Here is a 15232-nt window from a genome sequence, read left to right as displayed (position 1 = left end):
GATCGGGTATCTCGGGCGGCGGACCTAATGTCATGCCGGTTAAAGAAAACGGGCGCCCCTCGGGAGGCGGTAAAGCAACGTGCTGCCTGAGCTACCCCGCTGTATGGCAGCCTGATTTAAGGCTGACGGTGCGCTGGCTGGTCTTTAAGGACGTCAAAAGGCTCGGCGCCAAGGCACCTGGTAATTGGTACAAAGCCGAGAACGTTCGGATAGCGCGGTACGACGGCAATCACACGGCTGGAGCCTGGCTGATCTTCCTTCCGGACGATCGAGTGCGTCTGATGGTGGTCGATGGCAACCATGACGGCGGCAACAATGCGAATAATCGCCCCCCCGACGATGACCCGTTGATCGTAAAAGGCATAGTGGACACGGAGTGGAACGAGCGGTTTCCAAATGGCGTAGCGCGAGGACTTCAATAATGAACGTGAAATGGCCTGATCTTATGCCGGAAGGCGGCGGCCTTTCTCAATGCAAGAACGAATCGCAACGTGGCAAGGTGCTAGCGGAGGTTAAAGAATGAACCGTTCTGCTTTAGCGGCATGCTTTTACAGGGACACGAACATATGAAAATCCCAATTCGATTGTTTTGCGGTTTTTCCCTCACGGCAGCGCTCGTGTTATTCGCATCCTGCACCTCTGCGAAGTCGTGGTCAGACAAGGACCCTCGGGCGCTGAACAGCGGCGACGTCAAGATGCTGAACTACACGCCTTGGTACATCCATACCGCTGAGATTGAGGGGCCGAAAGAATCGAATATCTCCGGCGGCGGTCCCAATGTCATGCCGGTCAAAGAAAACGGGCGCCCCTCGGGAGGCGGCAAAGCAACGTGCTGCCTGAGGTATCCCGCCGTGTGGCAGCCTGACCTCAGACTGACGGTCCGGTGGCTGGTCGACAAAAAGCAGGACGGCAAGACCTGGGGCTACTGGTACAAAGCGGAGAACGTCCAGATAGCTCAATACGACGGCAATCATACAGCGGGAGCCTGGTTAGTTTTCCTCCCTGGCGATCGTGTGCGCCTGATGATCGTCGATGGTAATCGTGACGGGGGAAACAATCCGAATAATCGTCCGCCTGACGACGATCCGCTGATCGTGAAAGGAACCCTCGATGAAGAATGGAATCGGCTGTATCGTAAGAATGGAAACGCACAATGAACGTGAAATGGCCTGATCTCATGCCGGAAGTTGGACGCCTTCCGGAAAGCAAGACCGCATCTCAGCTTGGCAAGGTGCTGGTGGCCGACCCGACGATGTCATGCCCGCTGACATTGCACGTGACACTGTTCTTCGACGGTACCAACAACAACGATGCAGAAGACAACGGCGTTTGGCGGGATTCGAAGGTACTGACGCACACGAATGTGGCGAGGCTGTTCAATGCAGCGATAGATGCCCCTGAAGATGGTGTGTTCGCATGGTATGTCCCCGGCGTCGGCACGCCGTTCGAAAAAATCGGTGAGAATGTCTACACGACAGGCGGGAAAGCAATGGCCGCCGGATTCGATAATCGGTGGGTCGACGAGGGTCGTCGTCCGCAGACAGTTCGGCAGATTTATGTGAACGTGATCGGTTTTTCACGCGGCGCGGCTGCGGCACGCGCATTCGTGCACAAGCTCATCAACGAATGGGCACCTGATGGCAAGATCGGACCGGGCACGGGCCAGTCTGCTTTGCCGTACACGGTCAATTTCATGGGACTGTTCGACACGGTGGCGGCAGTGGGTTTGCCTGACGCGACCCGAAGCATGTTCAACTTCGGCGCAGCCGGTCACTCTTCGCTTCCTTGGATATTCCAGTTAAATGGCACGGCCTTCGCCGCCAATGGCGCCATGAATATCCCGACGGAGGTCCGCTGCTGCTACCACGCGTTCTCCATCCATGAGCAACGCATGGCCTTCGCGCTGGATTCGATCCGGATGGGGGAGAACTACGGGAGCGGTAATCGTGTTGAGGTGGCCTATCCCGGCGTGCATTCCGATGTCGGCGGCGGATACGGCCCGGGCGAGCAGGGGAAGGCTTGCGGCAGCGATGGCAAAGGTCTCGATTCGTGCAAACTGAGCCAGATTCCGCTGCATGACATGTACATTGCCGCGCTCAACGCAGGCGTGCCGCTGAATACTAGTGACGCCATGCCGGCTCTGGCAAAGAACGACTTCAAGATCGATCCGACAACGATCAAGACGTTCAACGCATGGCGCCTGGCCGCTCCGCCAATCACGAAGTTTGAAGAGGCTATGCAGTTCGGCATGCGCCAGATGCTCGCGTGGCGCACGATGCGTGCGCAACCGGGAGGCCAGTATGTCACCGAACAGCCCTTTTACCGACGCGCCCAGGAAGACGGATATTCGCCGTTCCAGCTTCAAAATAGGGTAGAGAAAGCACAGAAGACTGATCCACAATCACAAGCGCTGAGCGACCAGCTCAGGGAGGCCCAATCGAAGCAACGTGCGAACGGCGCGAGCGGCAACGTCTATTCGCTGTCCGATGCGCGCGAGTTGTCGGATCAGATCGACGACCTGATAGTCAAACAAAGGAAGCGTACCGAAGAACTGACGGGTGAGATTGCGCATCCCGATCGAAAGCCCGCTGAGCCCGGATCACGGCCCAACACCAGCCGGCCAGGCGAAGCACCATCGGATATGCCCACGAACGACAAACGAGACCTGCGTCAGGGCGCGGAGGAAATGCAGTTGCTGTTGGTGTATCTCGACCCTGCGCAGCGCCCGCGTTGGCATATTGATCCGAGCTTGCCGGTGGATCTGCCGCGCGTGGAGCACGCGGCGCCCTCCGATTCACCGAACGTGAGGATTGTCGAGCGGGGATTGAGAACCGGATTGAATGGCGCGACCAGACTCGTCATATTCGATCCCAATGACGATGTTGTGCTCAAGCCGGTACAAGACGTTCTCCCGTTCATGCGCGAATGTACTTCCGATGCAGCCGTCGACAGATTCGCGTCGCAACCCGATGTGGTCGCGCTGTATGACGACCTCATTCACGACAGCCGTTGCTGGTTCAAGGTGCCCTGGTTCCGCGAGAATGCGCCGGGTGGCTATTTCTGGCCGCGAGTCGTGTTCCAAGGAAACGATGATCGCTCTCATTGGTTGGGCATCGATCCATTGAAGGTGGCCCTCGAGTTGAATCAGGACCACGGTGTCGATACTACGGCCAACGCCGAGCGGACGGAGATTGCATGATGAGTCAAAGCTCGTCGGTCAGATCAAACCGCGAATCGCGTTCTCGCCTGTACGGCCTCGTGGATGCTGCGGCTCGTCCGGAGCAGATCCATGCGCTGCTCATGCAATCGGGCGAGGCTTTCCGCTCTGTTTATGCGGGTTTGCCTGAAGAGGAAATGGATCGCGCGTCGCTGTTCCTCGTGCCCATTTCCGACACGCGCGCCGACTGGTTCATGGAACTCGATCGGATCGACTTGCACACGCCATGTCTGTCCCTGCTCGAAAGCCGCGTCGATCCGGATTCGTTAATCACGCATCTTCAGGCGTTTCTCTTCGCCGAGATCGGCGACAACATGACGGCGATGATCCGTTTCTTCGACCCGCGCAATACCAGCGCGGTACTTGACATCTGGGGCAAGCAAGTTCGCGAGATGTTCATGGGACCGATCGAGCGGTGGACGGTTCGCGGACGACACGAGAACTGGCAACGTATTCAGACTGGTTCGCAGCCAACGGGCCGGATCTGCAATTCGATTCTGGTTCGCCTCGATCAGGCGGAGACGGATGCACTGATGGCGTATACGGAGCCGGACGAGTTGCTGGCGGTGCTGATCGAAAACGAGGCGGTCGACGGCACGCGCCCTTATCTCGAACGCTTCACCGATTTTCTGCCCCGCTATCGCCGAGCCTTGCAATGGGAAATCACGGAGCCGGGTGATCGTCTGCTGTTTTGTCAATACAGCTATCTGTATGGCGCGGCGTTTGATCGCCACAGAAGCGTTCACGAAGCCTTGTTGAAACGAAAAAGCACGGGTGAGGCATTCAGGCTAACCGTTAGCCGAATACCGATGGCTGTCTGGGATGACATTGCCCGTAACCAGGAAAAGCTCCTTGCGGTAACGACCGGATGAAACGTACAACCAATCCACAATGGAATTCGATATGCCCCTGCAAATAATTGTAGTCGGTGACGCCACTACTCACGGAGGCAAGGTCGTTACTGGCTCGGAGACACATACGATCGGCGATAAGCCGATTGCCCGCCTGCATGACCTCGTCGATTGCCCGGAAAAGTATCCGGACGGTCGCCCGCATGGACTCAACAAGATCATTGAAGCGGATCCAAGCTTCATCATCGGTGATAGGCCCGTTGCTTTACACGGACATCGTACAGAATGTGGATGCACACTTATTGGAAGTGTGTCAGCAGCCGTGGGCGACTGACGCGTCTGGACAACGACCGATTCTTCAACTTCTACATCGATCTGCTGACGCGCCCCGTCCCCGTGAAATTCCAATAGCGCCAAAATTTCAGACCCGGCGGTGCAACCCGCCGGGCCTGCAAAGAAAGCATCAAACTTCCAACTGCTCCAGCACCTTCCCCTTCGTCTCGATCCCCATGTAATGCACCGCCACGGCCGCAACCAGCGGCACCACAGCCAGCGCATAAAACGCGACATTCATATTCCCGCCCATCAACGTCTTGCCGACGAGCGCCGGCGCGAAAATCGCCGCGATCTTGAGCCATGCACCACCGAGGCCGCATCCGAACGCGCGGATGCTCGTCGGATAAAGCTCGGGCGTATAGACATAAGCGGTGATGAAGCCGCACGCCATGAAGCCGAGCGCGAGCGCGCAGAACGTCGCGACCACATACACCGACTGCATGACGAACACGCCCGCACAGACCAGCGACACCGCGCACAACACGAACGACCAGTTGATGACCGGCTTGCGCCCGACCTTGTCGACGATCAGCGCGCACGTCAGCGAGCCGATCACGCCGAGCACGGACGCCGCCACCGCCAGATTCAGCGCGAGTTGCAACGGCGCATGATAGACGGTCTTGTAGATCGTCGGCAGCCACGTCGAGAGGCCGTACTGAATCACGCCGCACGTCATCCACAGAAGCGCGACCGCGATCGTGCGCTTCAGATACGCCGGGCCGATCAGATCGAGACGGCGGCGCTTCGGATGACGGTTCGCCATCGCTTCGAACTCGGCGAGATTGCCGATCGGCGGCAGCGGCTGCTTCACGGTGGCTTCGAACGCGTTGAGCGCGTCGCCGGCTTCGCGCATGCGGCCGCGTTCGCCGAGCCAGCGCGGCGATTCCGGCACCAGCGTGCGCAGCAGGAAGAACAGCAGGAGCGGCACGCCGCCGATGAAGTACATCACTTCCCAGCCGAAGCGCGGCACGATCCACGCGCCGAGCGCGTTCGATGCGAGCAGGCCGATCGGAAACACGATCTCATAGAGCAGCACGAAACGGCCGCGTCCATGCGCACGCGTGATCTCGTTGATGTACGTCGCCGCGACCGGCAACTCGCCGCCGAGTCCGAGCCCCTGCACGATCCGCAACGCGACGAACACCGCGAACGAAGGCGCGAAGCCGCACGCGATGCTCGTCAGGCCGATGATGCCCGAGCTCCACGCGATGGAGCGCACGCGCCCATAGCGTTCCGCGAGCGACGGGAACAGGAACGCGCCGATCAGTTGCCCGATCGAGCCCGAAGCGATCAGAAAGCCGACCTGCCCCGGCGTAAGCCCCCATTTCTGGATGAGCAGCGGCAGCGTCGCCGCGATGACGATGACATCGAAGCCATCGAAGAACGTCGCCGCGCCGATCAGGATACGCGCGCGCACCTGCATCGCGTTGGCGGGCAGCCGCTCGATGCGCGCGATGATCGATCCCTTCGTGACCGCGTGAGCGGCAGTGGCCGCGTCGGCGACTGTCGTGGCGGTGCCGCCGTGTTGAACGGCCGTATTGCCCATGCTCCTCATGCCTGCTCCCGTCTGTGTGTTATGCGAGTGCTTTCGCGGTGTCTGCGAGCGCCGCGATATCGACCGCGCGCCCCTGACTCATCCATTTCTTCGCGACCTTGAGATCGCGCGTCGCGTTGATCGCGATGACGCCGCGCAATGCATCGCCCTCGAAGAAAAACAGCGACGCGCGACGCGCGTCCAGATCGCCGCGCACGACCGGCACCGCGCCCGCCGGAATGTCGCCGAGAATCTGCAGGTTCACGTCGTACTGATCCGACCAGAACCACGGAATCTCGGCATACGGCGTGCGCACGCCGAGCACCGCTCGCGCCGTCGCGATCGCCTGGTTCTGCGCGTTCGCCCACGATTCGAGGCGCACGCGGCGCTTGAGCCACGCGTTCGGATGATTGGCGACATCGCCGCACGCGAACACATGCGCATCGTTGGTCGCGCCGAATTCATCGACGACGATGCCATCGTTCACGTCGATGCCCGCGCGTTCCGCGATCGCCGTATGCGGCGCGAGGCCGATGCCCGCGACCGCGAAATCGGCATCGACCGTCGTGCCGTCGGCGAGTTGCGCGCGCACGCCGTTGCCGAAGTCTTCGAGCGACACGAGCGATGCATTCAGCCGCACATCCACGCCGTTATCGCGATGCAGCTTCAACAGAAAATCGGACACGCTTTCGGGCACCGAACGTCCGCACAAACGCGGCGCGCCTTCGATCACCGTCACATCGACGCCGAGCTTCTTCGCTGTCGCCGCGACTTCGAGGCCGATCCATCCGCCACCGATCACGACGAGCCGCTTGCTATGACTCTCGCGCAACCGCTTGCCGATGAGCATCGCGTCGTCGAGCGTGCGCAGATAGGCGAGATGCGAGGTCTTCACGAGCGACTCCGGCAGACGCCGCGCCGCGCCACCCGTCGCGATGACGAGGCGGTCGTAGTGCACTTCGCGTCCGCTCGCGGTGCGCACGATGCGCGCGTCGCGATCGATCGATGCCGCGCATTCCGGCTGCCACGCTTCGACATTCAGCTCGGCGAACGCGTCGTGATCGACGATGCGCACGGTGTCGATATCCGCATCGCCCGCGAGCACGGCCTTCGACAGCGGCGGGCGCTCGTAGGGAAGATGAATCTCGTCGGCGATCATCACGAGGCGGCCATCGAAACCTTCCTTGCGCAGCGTCTTCACGATCCAGCCCGCCGCCTGTCCGCCACCGATCACCACGACCGTTTGAAGATCAGCCATTTTTGCGCTCCGTCATGAACTTGCCTTCCGGCGCCTTCGCGTCTTTCTGGCGGCGCGTGTTGCCGTCGAGACCGCCATCGACGGCCCATTCCGCGAACACGGTCGGGCCGGGCTCGAAATCGCGCGGCTGCCATTCGGGCGTGAGCACGTCTTCATCGGCGTAATACTCGATGAGTCCGCCCGCCGGATTCTTGAAGTACCAGAAGTACGCCGACGAAACCGGATGACGTCCCGGCCCGAGCTGGGTCGTCCAGCCGCAGCGGCTGATGTGCAGGCCGCCGCCGAATACTTCGTGGATATCGCGCACGGTGAACGCGACGTGATTCAGGCCGCGCTTGCCGTCGGGCAATTGCAAAAGGAACAGGTCGTGATGGCCGCCGTGCGGCGCGCAGCGCATGAACGCACCGCGGCCCGGATATCGATCCGACGTCTCGAAGCCGAGCAGCTCGTGATAGAACTTCTCCTGCTCCGCGACGCAGTTCGTGAAGAACACGACATGTCCCACTTCCACCGGCTCCGCGCGCTCGTACACGGGACTCGGCGTATCGACGCGCAGGGTTTGGCCCCACACGTTCGAAGGCGAGCCCTTCACGTCGATGTCGCGTTTCTTCGTGACTTCGACGCGTATCGCCATGCCGTTCGGATCGATGCAGCCGACCGCGTCATCCGTTTCGACGTGTCCGGGCTGGCCCGCGAAGCGCCCGCGCAGTGCATCGAGTTCTTCGCGCGTCGCGACGGCCCACGTGACTTCGCGCAGCGTCGGACCGCCTTCGAAGGCGGGCGGAAGCGCGGGGTCATCGGACAGCGCGAGCAGCACTTCGCAGCCGTTCAGGGTTTCGAAACGCGCGCGCGTTTCGTCGTGCGCGACTTCCTTCAGGCCCCAGTCGGCGAAAAAGCGCCGGCAGGTGTCGAGGTCCGTCACGCCGTATGTGATTCGTTCAATGCCGAGAATCGTCATGGCAACTCCTTCAGTTCGCCCACGGCAGCGGGGCATCGTTCAAGCCCCAGTACAGGCTCTTCTGCTGCATGTATTCGCGCAGACCCAGACGGCCTTTCTCGCGTCCCATGCCGCTGTCTTTCCAGCCGCCGAAAGGCGTCGAAATCGAAAATTGCTTGTAGGTGTTGATCCAGACCGTGCCGGTGTTCAATGCACGCGACATCTTCCACGCGCGCTTGTAGTCCCGCGTCCAGATGCCCGCAGCGAGGCCGAACACGCTATCGTTCGCCTGGTCGAGCAGCGCGGCTTCGTCGTCGAAGGGCAAGGCGGCGAGCACCGGTCCGAAGATTTCTTCCTGACACATGCGCGCATCGTTGCTAAGACCTTCGATGATCGTCGGCAGATAGAAGAAGCCTTTCTCGCGGCCGTCGCCCGTGGGACGCTCGCCGCCGCACAGGAGCGTGCCGCCTTCTTCGAGACCGAGCGCGACGAAGCGCTCGATGCTTTCGCGATGCTGCCCCGTGATGAGCGGGCCCATCTGCGTGTTCTCGCGCGTCGGATCGCCGACGCGCAGCTTCCTCGCGCCATCCACGAGCCGCGCCATGAATTCGCCATACACCTTGCGCTCGACAAAGAGCCGCGAACCCGCGATGCACGATTCACCCGACGAACTGAAGATGCCGTAGAGCACGCCGTTCACCGCGTGATCGAGATCGGCATCGGCGTACACGATGGTCGGCGACTTGCCGCCGAGTTCGAGCGACACCGGCATCAGCTTCTCGGCGGCGAGCCGCGCGATGCCGCGACCGACTTCCGTGCCGCCCGTGAACGCGACTTTCTTCACGAGCGGATGCCGCACGAGCGCATCGCCGATCACGGAACCTTTGCCCGGCAACACGCTGACGACGCCCTTCGGCACGCCCGCTTCCTCGCAGATGCGCGCGAGTGCCAGCGATGCGAGCGGCGTCACTTCGGCCGGCTTCAGCACGACGGCGTTGCCTGCGGCGAGCGCGGGCGCGAGCTTCTGCGCGTCGGAAGCAATCGGCGAATTCCACGGCGTGATCGCCGCGACGACGCCGAGCGGCTCGTGCACGCTCATCGTCAGATAGTCGCCGCGCGAAGGCGTGAGTTCTTCTTCGAGCGTTTCGAGGCACGACGCGAAGTAGCGGAACGTGCTGGCCGCACTCGTGACGAGCGCGCGCGTTTCGCTGATCGGCTTGCCGTTGTCGCGGCGCTGCAATTGCGCGAGCGCTTCGTGGCGCGCTTCGATCAGGCTCGCGATGCGATGCAGAACGGCGGCCCGCTGATGCGGCATCAATCCGGCCCAGTCGGCCTTCCGGTAAGCACGATCCGCGATCTCGACGGCTTCGCGCGCATCGTCGGCGTTCGCCGTGCTGATTTCCGCGTTGACGCTCTGATCGGCGGGATAGATGCTCGCGTACTGATTGCCACGCCCCTGGCGCCATTCGCCGCCGATAAAGATATCGCCGGACGTCACGAGCGAAGTGTCGGGATGATTCATCGTTCAAAAACTCCTTCAGATGACGCAGCGCGCGGCGCGATTGCGCAACGCACGGATCGCGCTGAACGCGGTGAGCGCGGATGTCTTGGGATTCGACGGCAGCGGCTTGCCGCACATTTCGAGCGACATCTCGCCGAACGCGCCGCGCGCGACGATGCGATGCACGTTGCGCTCGACAGCCGGATCGGCGATCAGCCGCACGCGCGTGCCGTCGAGCCCGAGACCGGCCAGCGCGATGGTCGCCGCGACGTTCGCGTTCTTCGGATAGAGCCGCGCGGCATCGCGTGCGGTCCCTTCGAAAATGACCTTCTCGGCCGTCAGCGACCTCAGATCGCACACGCTTTCGGCGGGCGTGCCGAGCCAGCCGAGCGGCGGCTTGCGGCCCGTGTACTGCACGTCGTCGAGGCCGCCTTCCTTCGCTGCCGCGAGCGCATCGACGCCGCCGATCGCACCCGACAACAGCGTGATCGTGGCCGCGCCTTCGTCGGCGGCGCGGGAGAGCGCATCGAGCAGGCCGGCTTCGGACAGCGCGCCGATCGATGCGACCGCGCAATCCGTGCCCGACTTCAAGAGCGGCACGACGTGATCGACGAGCGCCGCATGTCCCGCGCATTCGAGCGCGAACTCGGGATGGCTCGCGAGCGCATCGACATGCGACACGACATCGACGTGATCGCCAAGCACCGAGCGCACGTAGTCGCGATCGCGCTCCGGCACGATGACATGCGAGATGCGCACGAGCGGATCGTTATCGAGCGCCTGGAACACCGCCCTGCCGATCGCGCCGAAGCCGATCATCGCGATATCGATCGCGTGCTGTGCGTGACGAGGATCACGCATATTCGGGCTCCTTCGGCTCTTCCTTCTTCACCGGCGGGCCTGCGAACGCGGTCGCGAACGAGCCGACCGACAGCATGTCCACTTCGACGAGCACCGGACCGTCGATGGCGAGTCCTTCGCGCACGATGTCATCGGCCTGATCGAGCGACGTGATGCGGCGATGCGCGAGCCCGAGACTCGCGCAGAACTGCGCGAAATCCGGCTGATGCAGATCGACGAACATGCGGCGTCCGCCGTACTGCGCGTCCTGGATGTTGCGGATGACGCCATAGCATTGATCGTTCATCAGCACGATCATCACGTTCGCCTTCTCCTGCACGGCCGTGGCGAGTTCGCCGACATTGACCATCAAACCGCCATCGCCGACGAGCGCGACGGTCTTCTTCGCCGCGCCCGAGAGCGCCGCGCCGATCGCCATCTGCATGCCCTGGCCGATGCCGCCGCCGAGCGCATGCACGCCCGCGCGCGGATTGAAAATCTTCAGCAGGCGATTGCCCCACGTGCTGTTCGAGATCGTCACGTCGCGGACCCAGTTGTAATCGCGTCCGACCGCGCGTTGCAGCGAATCGACGAGACGCTTGTACGGTCCCAGTCCCTTCGATACTTCCGCGACCGCCGTTTCGCGCGCGGCGGCGAGATCGCCCGCGAACGCCGGATCGATACGGATGCGGCCTTCGAGCAGCGTCGCGAGTTCATCGAGCACGCGCGATGCGTCGCCATGCACGAACAGTTCGTTGCGATAGCCACGGCTGTCGGCGAGCGCATCGGCGTCGATGCGATAGAGCGGTTGCGGCAGCGCGAGCTTGTACTTCAGCGTTTCGTTGCCGCGCAGACGCGAGCCGACGACGACGAGCGCATCGCACGTCTTGTAGAACGCTTCCACCGACGGATGCACGTTGAACGCCCCGAGCGTCGCCGGATGATCTTCCGGCAGCACGCCGCGTCCCTGCACGCTCGTCACCACGCCGAAGCCGAGCTTCACCAGCCGCTCGACCGCGCTCTTCGCATGACGCGTGCCGCCGCCGAGCCACAGCAGCGGGCGCTTTGCGTTCGTGAGCGCATCGGCGAGTTGCTTCACGCGCAGGCTGTCGTGCGTGAGAGAACCGACGTGCGGCGCGGCCAGATCGGCGGGCCATTCGATTTCGGCGGCCTGGATGTCGATCGGAATCTCGACGCTCACCGGTCCCGCAGGCGCGGTCAGCGCGACGCGCACGGCTTCGCGGATCGTCGGCAATGCGGTTTCGATCGTGCGCACGCGGAACGCGGCCTTCGAGATCGATTGCAGCATCGACAACTGATCGGGCGCTTCGTGGATATACGCGAGGTCCTGATCGAGATATTCGGTTTCGATCTGCCCCGTGACATGCAGCAGTGCCGTGCCGGCGGTCAGGGCTTCGACCATTGCGCCCGCCGCATTGCCGGCGGCGGTTCCCGTCGACGTGAACGCGACGCCCAGTTCGCCCGAGACACGCGCGAGGCCATCGGCCATGTTCAGCGCGCCCGCTTCGCCGCGCGCGCCGACATAGCGGATATTGCCGCGACGGCCGATCGCATCGAGGATCGGCATGTTGTGAATCGAGATCACGCCGAACGCCGTGCGCACACCGCATTGTTCGAGGAACGCGGCGATCAGTTCGCCGACCGTGGTTTTCTTAGACATGACGAGCAAAGCCTCCGGAAACATCGATATGGCTGCCGGTCGTGTACGACGACAGCGTTGTTGCGAGATAAAAGAGCGCCTGCGCCGCTTCTTCGGGAAGCCCGAAGCGGCCGAGCGGAATGTTCTTCTTGCGCGCGAGTTCGCCGGTCCATTGCTGCCAGCTTTGACGCGGCTCTTGCGCCTGTTGGAAATAGTCCTGATAACGCCGCTTCCACTGCCCCGATTCGACGATGCCGATCAGAATCGAATTCACGCGGATGCGTTGCGGCGCGAGTTCCGTCGCGAGCGATTTCACGAGGCTCAGCACGCCTGCTCGCGCCGATGAAGTCGCGACCATGTGTGGCTCCGGCTGCAACGCGAGCAGCGAATTCACGCAGACGATCGCGGGCGAGGGCGCGTCTTTCAGCATCGGCAAAAAGGCACGCGTCGGGCGGATGATGCTGAAGTACTTCAGCTCCAGTTCGTCGCGCCAGGCGTCGTCGGTCGTATCGGCGAAGGTGGACACGCGGCCTTGTCCCGCGTTGTTCACCAGCATGTCGACGCGGCCGAAGCGTTCCTCGATGCGTGACGCGAAGGCGTTCACCTGGTTCTCATCGAGCACGTCGCAACGTGACGCGAGCAATTGCGCTTGCGGAAATTCTTTTGCCAGCGCGGCTTGTGCTGCTTCGAGCCGTTCGCCGTCGCGTCCGCAAATGGCCACCGATGCGCCCGCCTGCAAGAACAGGCGCGCCGTCGCGTAGCCGATGCCCGACGATCCGCCGGTCACGACCGCGACCTGCCCTGAAAGATCGATCTGAATCATTGCAACCCCAGAGACTTCATGTATCGGCTCGACGCTGAAGCGCGCGCGGCCGGACGATAGTTGAGACGCATCGAGAGCGCATCGGCGGCTTCGCGAACCTTGTCGATGAGGCCGCTGCCGAGCAATGCGGCATCGATTTCCGGACGCGGGATCGTCGTCGTGATGACGGCGACGATGCGCCCCGTGTCGTTGCGAACCGGAGCGGTGACGACCGAAATGCCGCGCTCGAACGACGATTGACTCGTCGCATAGCCGCGTTCGGCGTCTTCTTTCACGCGCTCGAACAGTTCCTCCACGGTCTCGGGCGTCGACTTCGTGAAGCGCTCCAGATGCTGTTCCGGATAAAGCACGCGCAATTCATCGATCGACAGATCGCCCATCAGAACGTGACCGTGCGTCGTCGCGTGCGCGGGCAGGCGCGTGCCGACGTTCACCTTCACCGAGCTGAAGATCGGCGTGTGACTCTGCGCCTTCGCGACGAACACGACATCGCGGCCATCGCGAATCAGGATGTGGCTCGTGAGGCCGGTCGCATCGCGCAACGCTTCGATGATCGGCAGGCCGAGATCGGTCAGTTCGAGCGAGCTCAGGTATTCGAAGCCGAGGCGCAGGACGGCCACGCCCAGGCGATAGTTGCGGTCCTTGTCGGCGCGCTCCAGAAAGCCGAGCGATTCGAGCGTTTGCAGCAGCCGGAAAACCGTCGTGCGCGGAATGCCGAGGCGTCGCGACAGTTCCGGCGCGCCGAGCACGGGTTCGCGCGGCGAGAACTCGGTGAGAATCTTCAGTCCGCGTTCAAGGCCCGGCACGATGTAAGTCGGTTCGCCCTTGTCGGCTTCTTCGGTGGCGATGGATGTCATTGCGGTACTCCGTCTTTCATGTGACATTCGATGCCCTGGCAAAACGAATCGATCAGCGCCGTATAGGCGGCGGGTGATTCGACATAACCCGCGTGTCCGGCACGCGGCATGACTTGCAGGCTGACGTGCGCGGCCTGCGCGATGGGCGCGCACGCGGCGGGCGGCGTGATCGCGTCTTCCGCGCCGACCGCCACCGCGATGCGTCCGTGAAAGCGCGCGATATCCGCCGCGAGGTCCGCGTTCGCGAGCAGATGCGTCGCTTGTGCGTAGCCTTCGGGGACGATGCGCGCCATGTTCCAGCGGACCCATTCGCGGGCGGTGTCATCGGCGTATTGCGAGACCATGTTCGCGCTGCGCTCGCGTGCGAGTCCTTGCGGACCGAGTTCGTTCAGCATCTTCAGACGCGCATCGCGTTTCGCTTCGCGCAGTTGCTTCGATGCAGCGCCGTAACCCGCGGCGGGCGATATCAGCAGCAAGCCCGCGACACGCTCCGGCAGACTTGCGGCAAACGAGCCCGCGACGATCGCGCCGAGCGAATGACCGACGAGCACGCAACGCGTGATGTCCAGCGCATCGAGCCACGCGCGCAGCGCATTCGCATAGTCGGAAGCAACCGGCGATTCATTCGCCACGCGAGTGGACACGCCATAACCCGGCGCATCCCACGCGAGCACGCGACGCTTCGCGCCGAGCACATCGAGTTGCCGAACCCACGACGCCGCGCCCGACCCGATCCCGTGCAGCAACACGACGGGCAGCGTGTGCAGATGCGACGCACCTGCCTCGCGATAAGCCGTGATGCCGTGCGCGGTATCGATGTGCATGTCCGGAAAGCGCGCGAGCGTCTCGATGTTCATCGCAGCCTCAGCGCTTGAGCTTCGCCAGGGGCGAATCCGGCGGATATGTCGGCGTGATGGGCTTCGATGCGCCGAGCATCACGCACATCAGCGCGTCTTCCTCGCCGATGTTGATCTCCGTGCGATACACGCCGGGCGGCACCGAAATGAGATCGCGCTCGCCGAGCACGGCTTCCCACGTCTGTCCGTCCTTCTCGCAGACCACCTTCATCTTTCCGCGCAGCACGAAGAAAATCTCTTCGACGTCGATATGAATATGGCTCGGCCCGATGTTGCCTGCAGGAATGACCATCGTCGAAAACGTGAAGCTGCCCGAGGGGACCGTGTTCATGTCCTTCGCGACGCCCGTGCCGCCCGTGCCCACATAGCGCATCTGCGCGCGGCGATACTTCGGGTCGTAATCGGCCTGGAACTTGAGCGCGTCCCAGTCGTAGCGGCGCGTTTCGAGGCGCGCGACGCGCGAGTCCATCCATTGCTCGAAGCTCGCGTCGGCGGGCTGATCCCACGATTTGCGTTCGATGTCTGCATCGGCCATTGCTTTCTCCAGGTTCCAAGTAGAAC

The 15232-nt window shown here is 62.6% G+C and carries 15 protein-coding genes; 5 read left to right on the top strand and 10 right to left on the bottom strand.

The genetic code is table 11. From position 1 onward, the window contains the following. The 5 genes from PQR08_RS34835 to PQR08_RS34815 all read left to right on the top strand — a co-directional run. A partial coding sequence (locus PQR08_RS34835; protein WP_408163894.1) for a DUF3304 domain-containing protein occupies positions 1–422 on the top strand: 422 nt, incomplete at its 5' end. Positions 423–566: 144 nt separating this feature from the next. Continuing rightward, positions 567–1157: a DUF3304 domain-containing protein gene (locus PQR08_RS34830; RefSeq protein WP_408163892.1), complete on the top strand. Its 591-nt coding sequence runs from the start codon at positions 567–569 to the stop codon at positions 1155–1157. Then, positions 1154–3199: a T6SS phospholipase effector Tle1-like catalytic domain-containing protein gene (locus PQR08_RS34825; RefSeq protein WP_250486394.1), complete on the top strand. Its 2046-nt coding sequence runs from the start codon at positions 1154–1156 to the stop codon at positions 3197–3199. The genes PQR08_RS34830 and PQR08_RS34825 overlap by 4 nt, the downstream gene beginning before the upstream one ends. Continuing rightward, positions 3196–4089, top strand: a complete 894-nt coding sequence (locus PQR08_RS34820) for a DUF4123 domain-containing protein (protein WP_250486393.1) — start codon at positions 3196–3198, stop codon at positions 4087–4089. Before PQR08_RS34825 ends, PQR08_RS34820 begins: the two co-directional genes overlap by 4 nt. Positions 4090–4120: 31 nt before the next feature. Beyond that, positions 4121–4402: a PAAR domain-containing protein gene (locus tag PQR08_RS34815; RefSeq protein WP_238218107.1), complete on the top strand. Its 282-nt coding sequence runs from the start codon at positions 4121–4123 to the stop codon at positions 4400–4402. A 129-nt stretch (positions 4403–4531) separates the two neighbouring features. On the opposite strand, the gene PQR08_RS34810 is transcribed toward PQR08_RS34815, so the two are convergent. The 10 genes from PQR08_RS34810 to PQR08_RS34765 are packed head-to-tail and all read right to left on the bottom strand — an operon-like array spanning position 4532 to position 15206. Continuing rightward, positions 4532–5950, bottom strand: a complete 1419-nt coding sequence (locus tag PQR08_RS34810; RefSeq protein WP_404978692.1) for an MFS transporter — start codon at positions 5948–5950, stop codon at positions 4532–4534. A 28-nt stretch (positions 5951–5978) separates the two neighbouring features. After that, a complete protein-coding gene (locus PQR08_RS34805; protein ID WP_250486392.1) occupies positions 5979–7196 on the bottom strand; it encodes an NAD(P)/FAD-dependent oxidoreductase in 1218 nt (405 codons plus the stop codon). Then, the gene (locus tag PQR08_RS34800; protein ID WP_035500218.1) at positions 7189–8154 is read right to left on the bottom strand and encodes a VOC family protein; all 966 of its coding nucleotides are present in this window, start codon (positions 8152–8154) and stop codon (positions 7189–7191) included. Before PQR08_RS34800 ends, PQR08_RS34805 begins: the two co-directional genes overlap by 8 nt. 10 nt (positions 8155–8164) lie before the next feature. Then, positions 8165–9655: an aldehyde dehydrogenase gene (locus PQR08_RS34795; RefSeq protein WP_250486391.1), complete on the bottom strand. Its 1491-nt coding sequence runs from the start codon at positions 9653–9655 to the stop codon at positions 8165–8167. Between the two features lie 15 nt (positions 9656–9670). Further along, positions 9671–10495 carry an aspartate dehydrogenase gene (locus PQR08_RS34790; protein WP_250486390.1) on the bottom strand — a complete coding sequence of 275 codons (825 nt, stop codon included), beginning with the start codon at positions 10493–10495 and terminating at the stop codon, positions 9671–9673. Beyond that, positions 10488–12155 carry a thiamine pyrophosphate-binding protein gene (locus tag PQR08_RS34785; protein ID WP_250486389.1) on the bottom strand — a complete coding sequence of 556 codons (1668 nt, stop codon included), beginning with the start codon at positions 12153–12155 and terminating at the stop codon, positions 10488–10490. The genes PQR08_RS34790 and PQR08_RS34785 overlap by 8 nt, the downstream gene beginning before the upstream one ends. Beyond that, on the bottom strand, positions 12148–12957 hold the full coding sequence (locus tag PQR08_RS34780; protein ID WP_238295527.1) for an SDR family oxidoreductase: 810 nt from the start codon (positions 12955–12957) through the stop codon (positions 12148–12150). The genes PQR08_RS34785 and PQR08_RS34780 overlap by 8 nt, the downstream gene beginning before the upstream one ends. Further along, positions 12954–13814, bottom strand: a complete 861-nt coding sequence (locus PQR08_RS34775) for an IclR family transcriptional regulator (protein ID WP_250486388.1) — start codon at positions 13812–13814, stop codon at positions 12954–12956. Before PQR08_RS34775 ends, PQR08_RS34780 begins: the two co-directional genes overlap by 4 nt. Beyond that, positions 13811–14671, bottom strand: coding sequence for an alpha/beta fold hydrolase (locus PQR08_RS34770; protein ID WP_250486387.1), 861 nt, complete (start codon positions 14669–14671; stop codon positions 13811–13813). The genes PQR08_RS34775 and PQR08_RS34770 overlap by 4 nt, the downstream gene beginning before the upstream one ends. A gap of 7 nt (positions 14672–14678) precedes the next feature. Then, on the bottom strand, positions 14679–15206 hold the full coding sequence (locus tag PQR08_RS34765) for a cupin domain-containing protein (protein WP_035500207.1): 528 nt from the start codon (positions 15204–15206) through the stop codon (positions 14679–14681). Positions 15207–15232: the final 26 nt, after the last annotated feature.

This window comes from Caballeronia jiangsuensis, assembly GCF_046030135.1.
GTDB classification, from domain to species: domain Bacteria; phylum Pseudomonadota; class Gammaproteobacteria; order Burkholderiales; family Burkholderiaceae; genus Caballeronia; species Caballeronia jiangsuensis.
The sequence above is the reverse complement of the archived record's forward strand: the minus strand, read 5'-3'. Positions and strand labels throughout refer to the sequence as shown.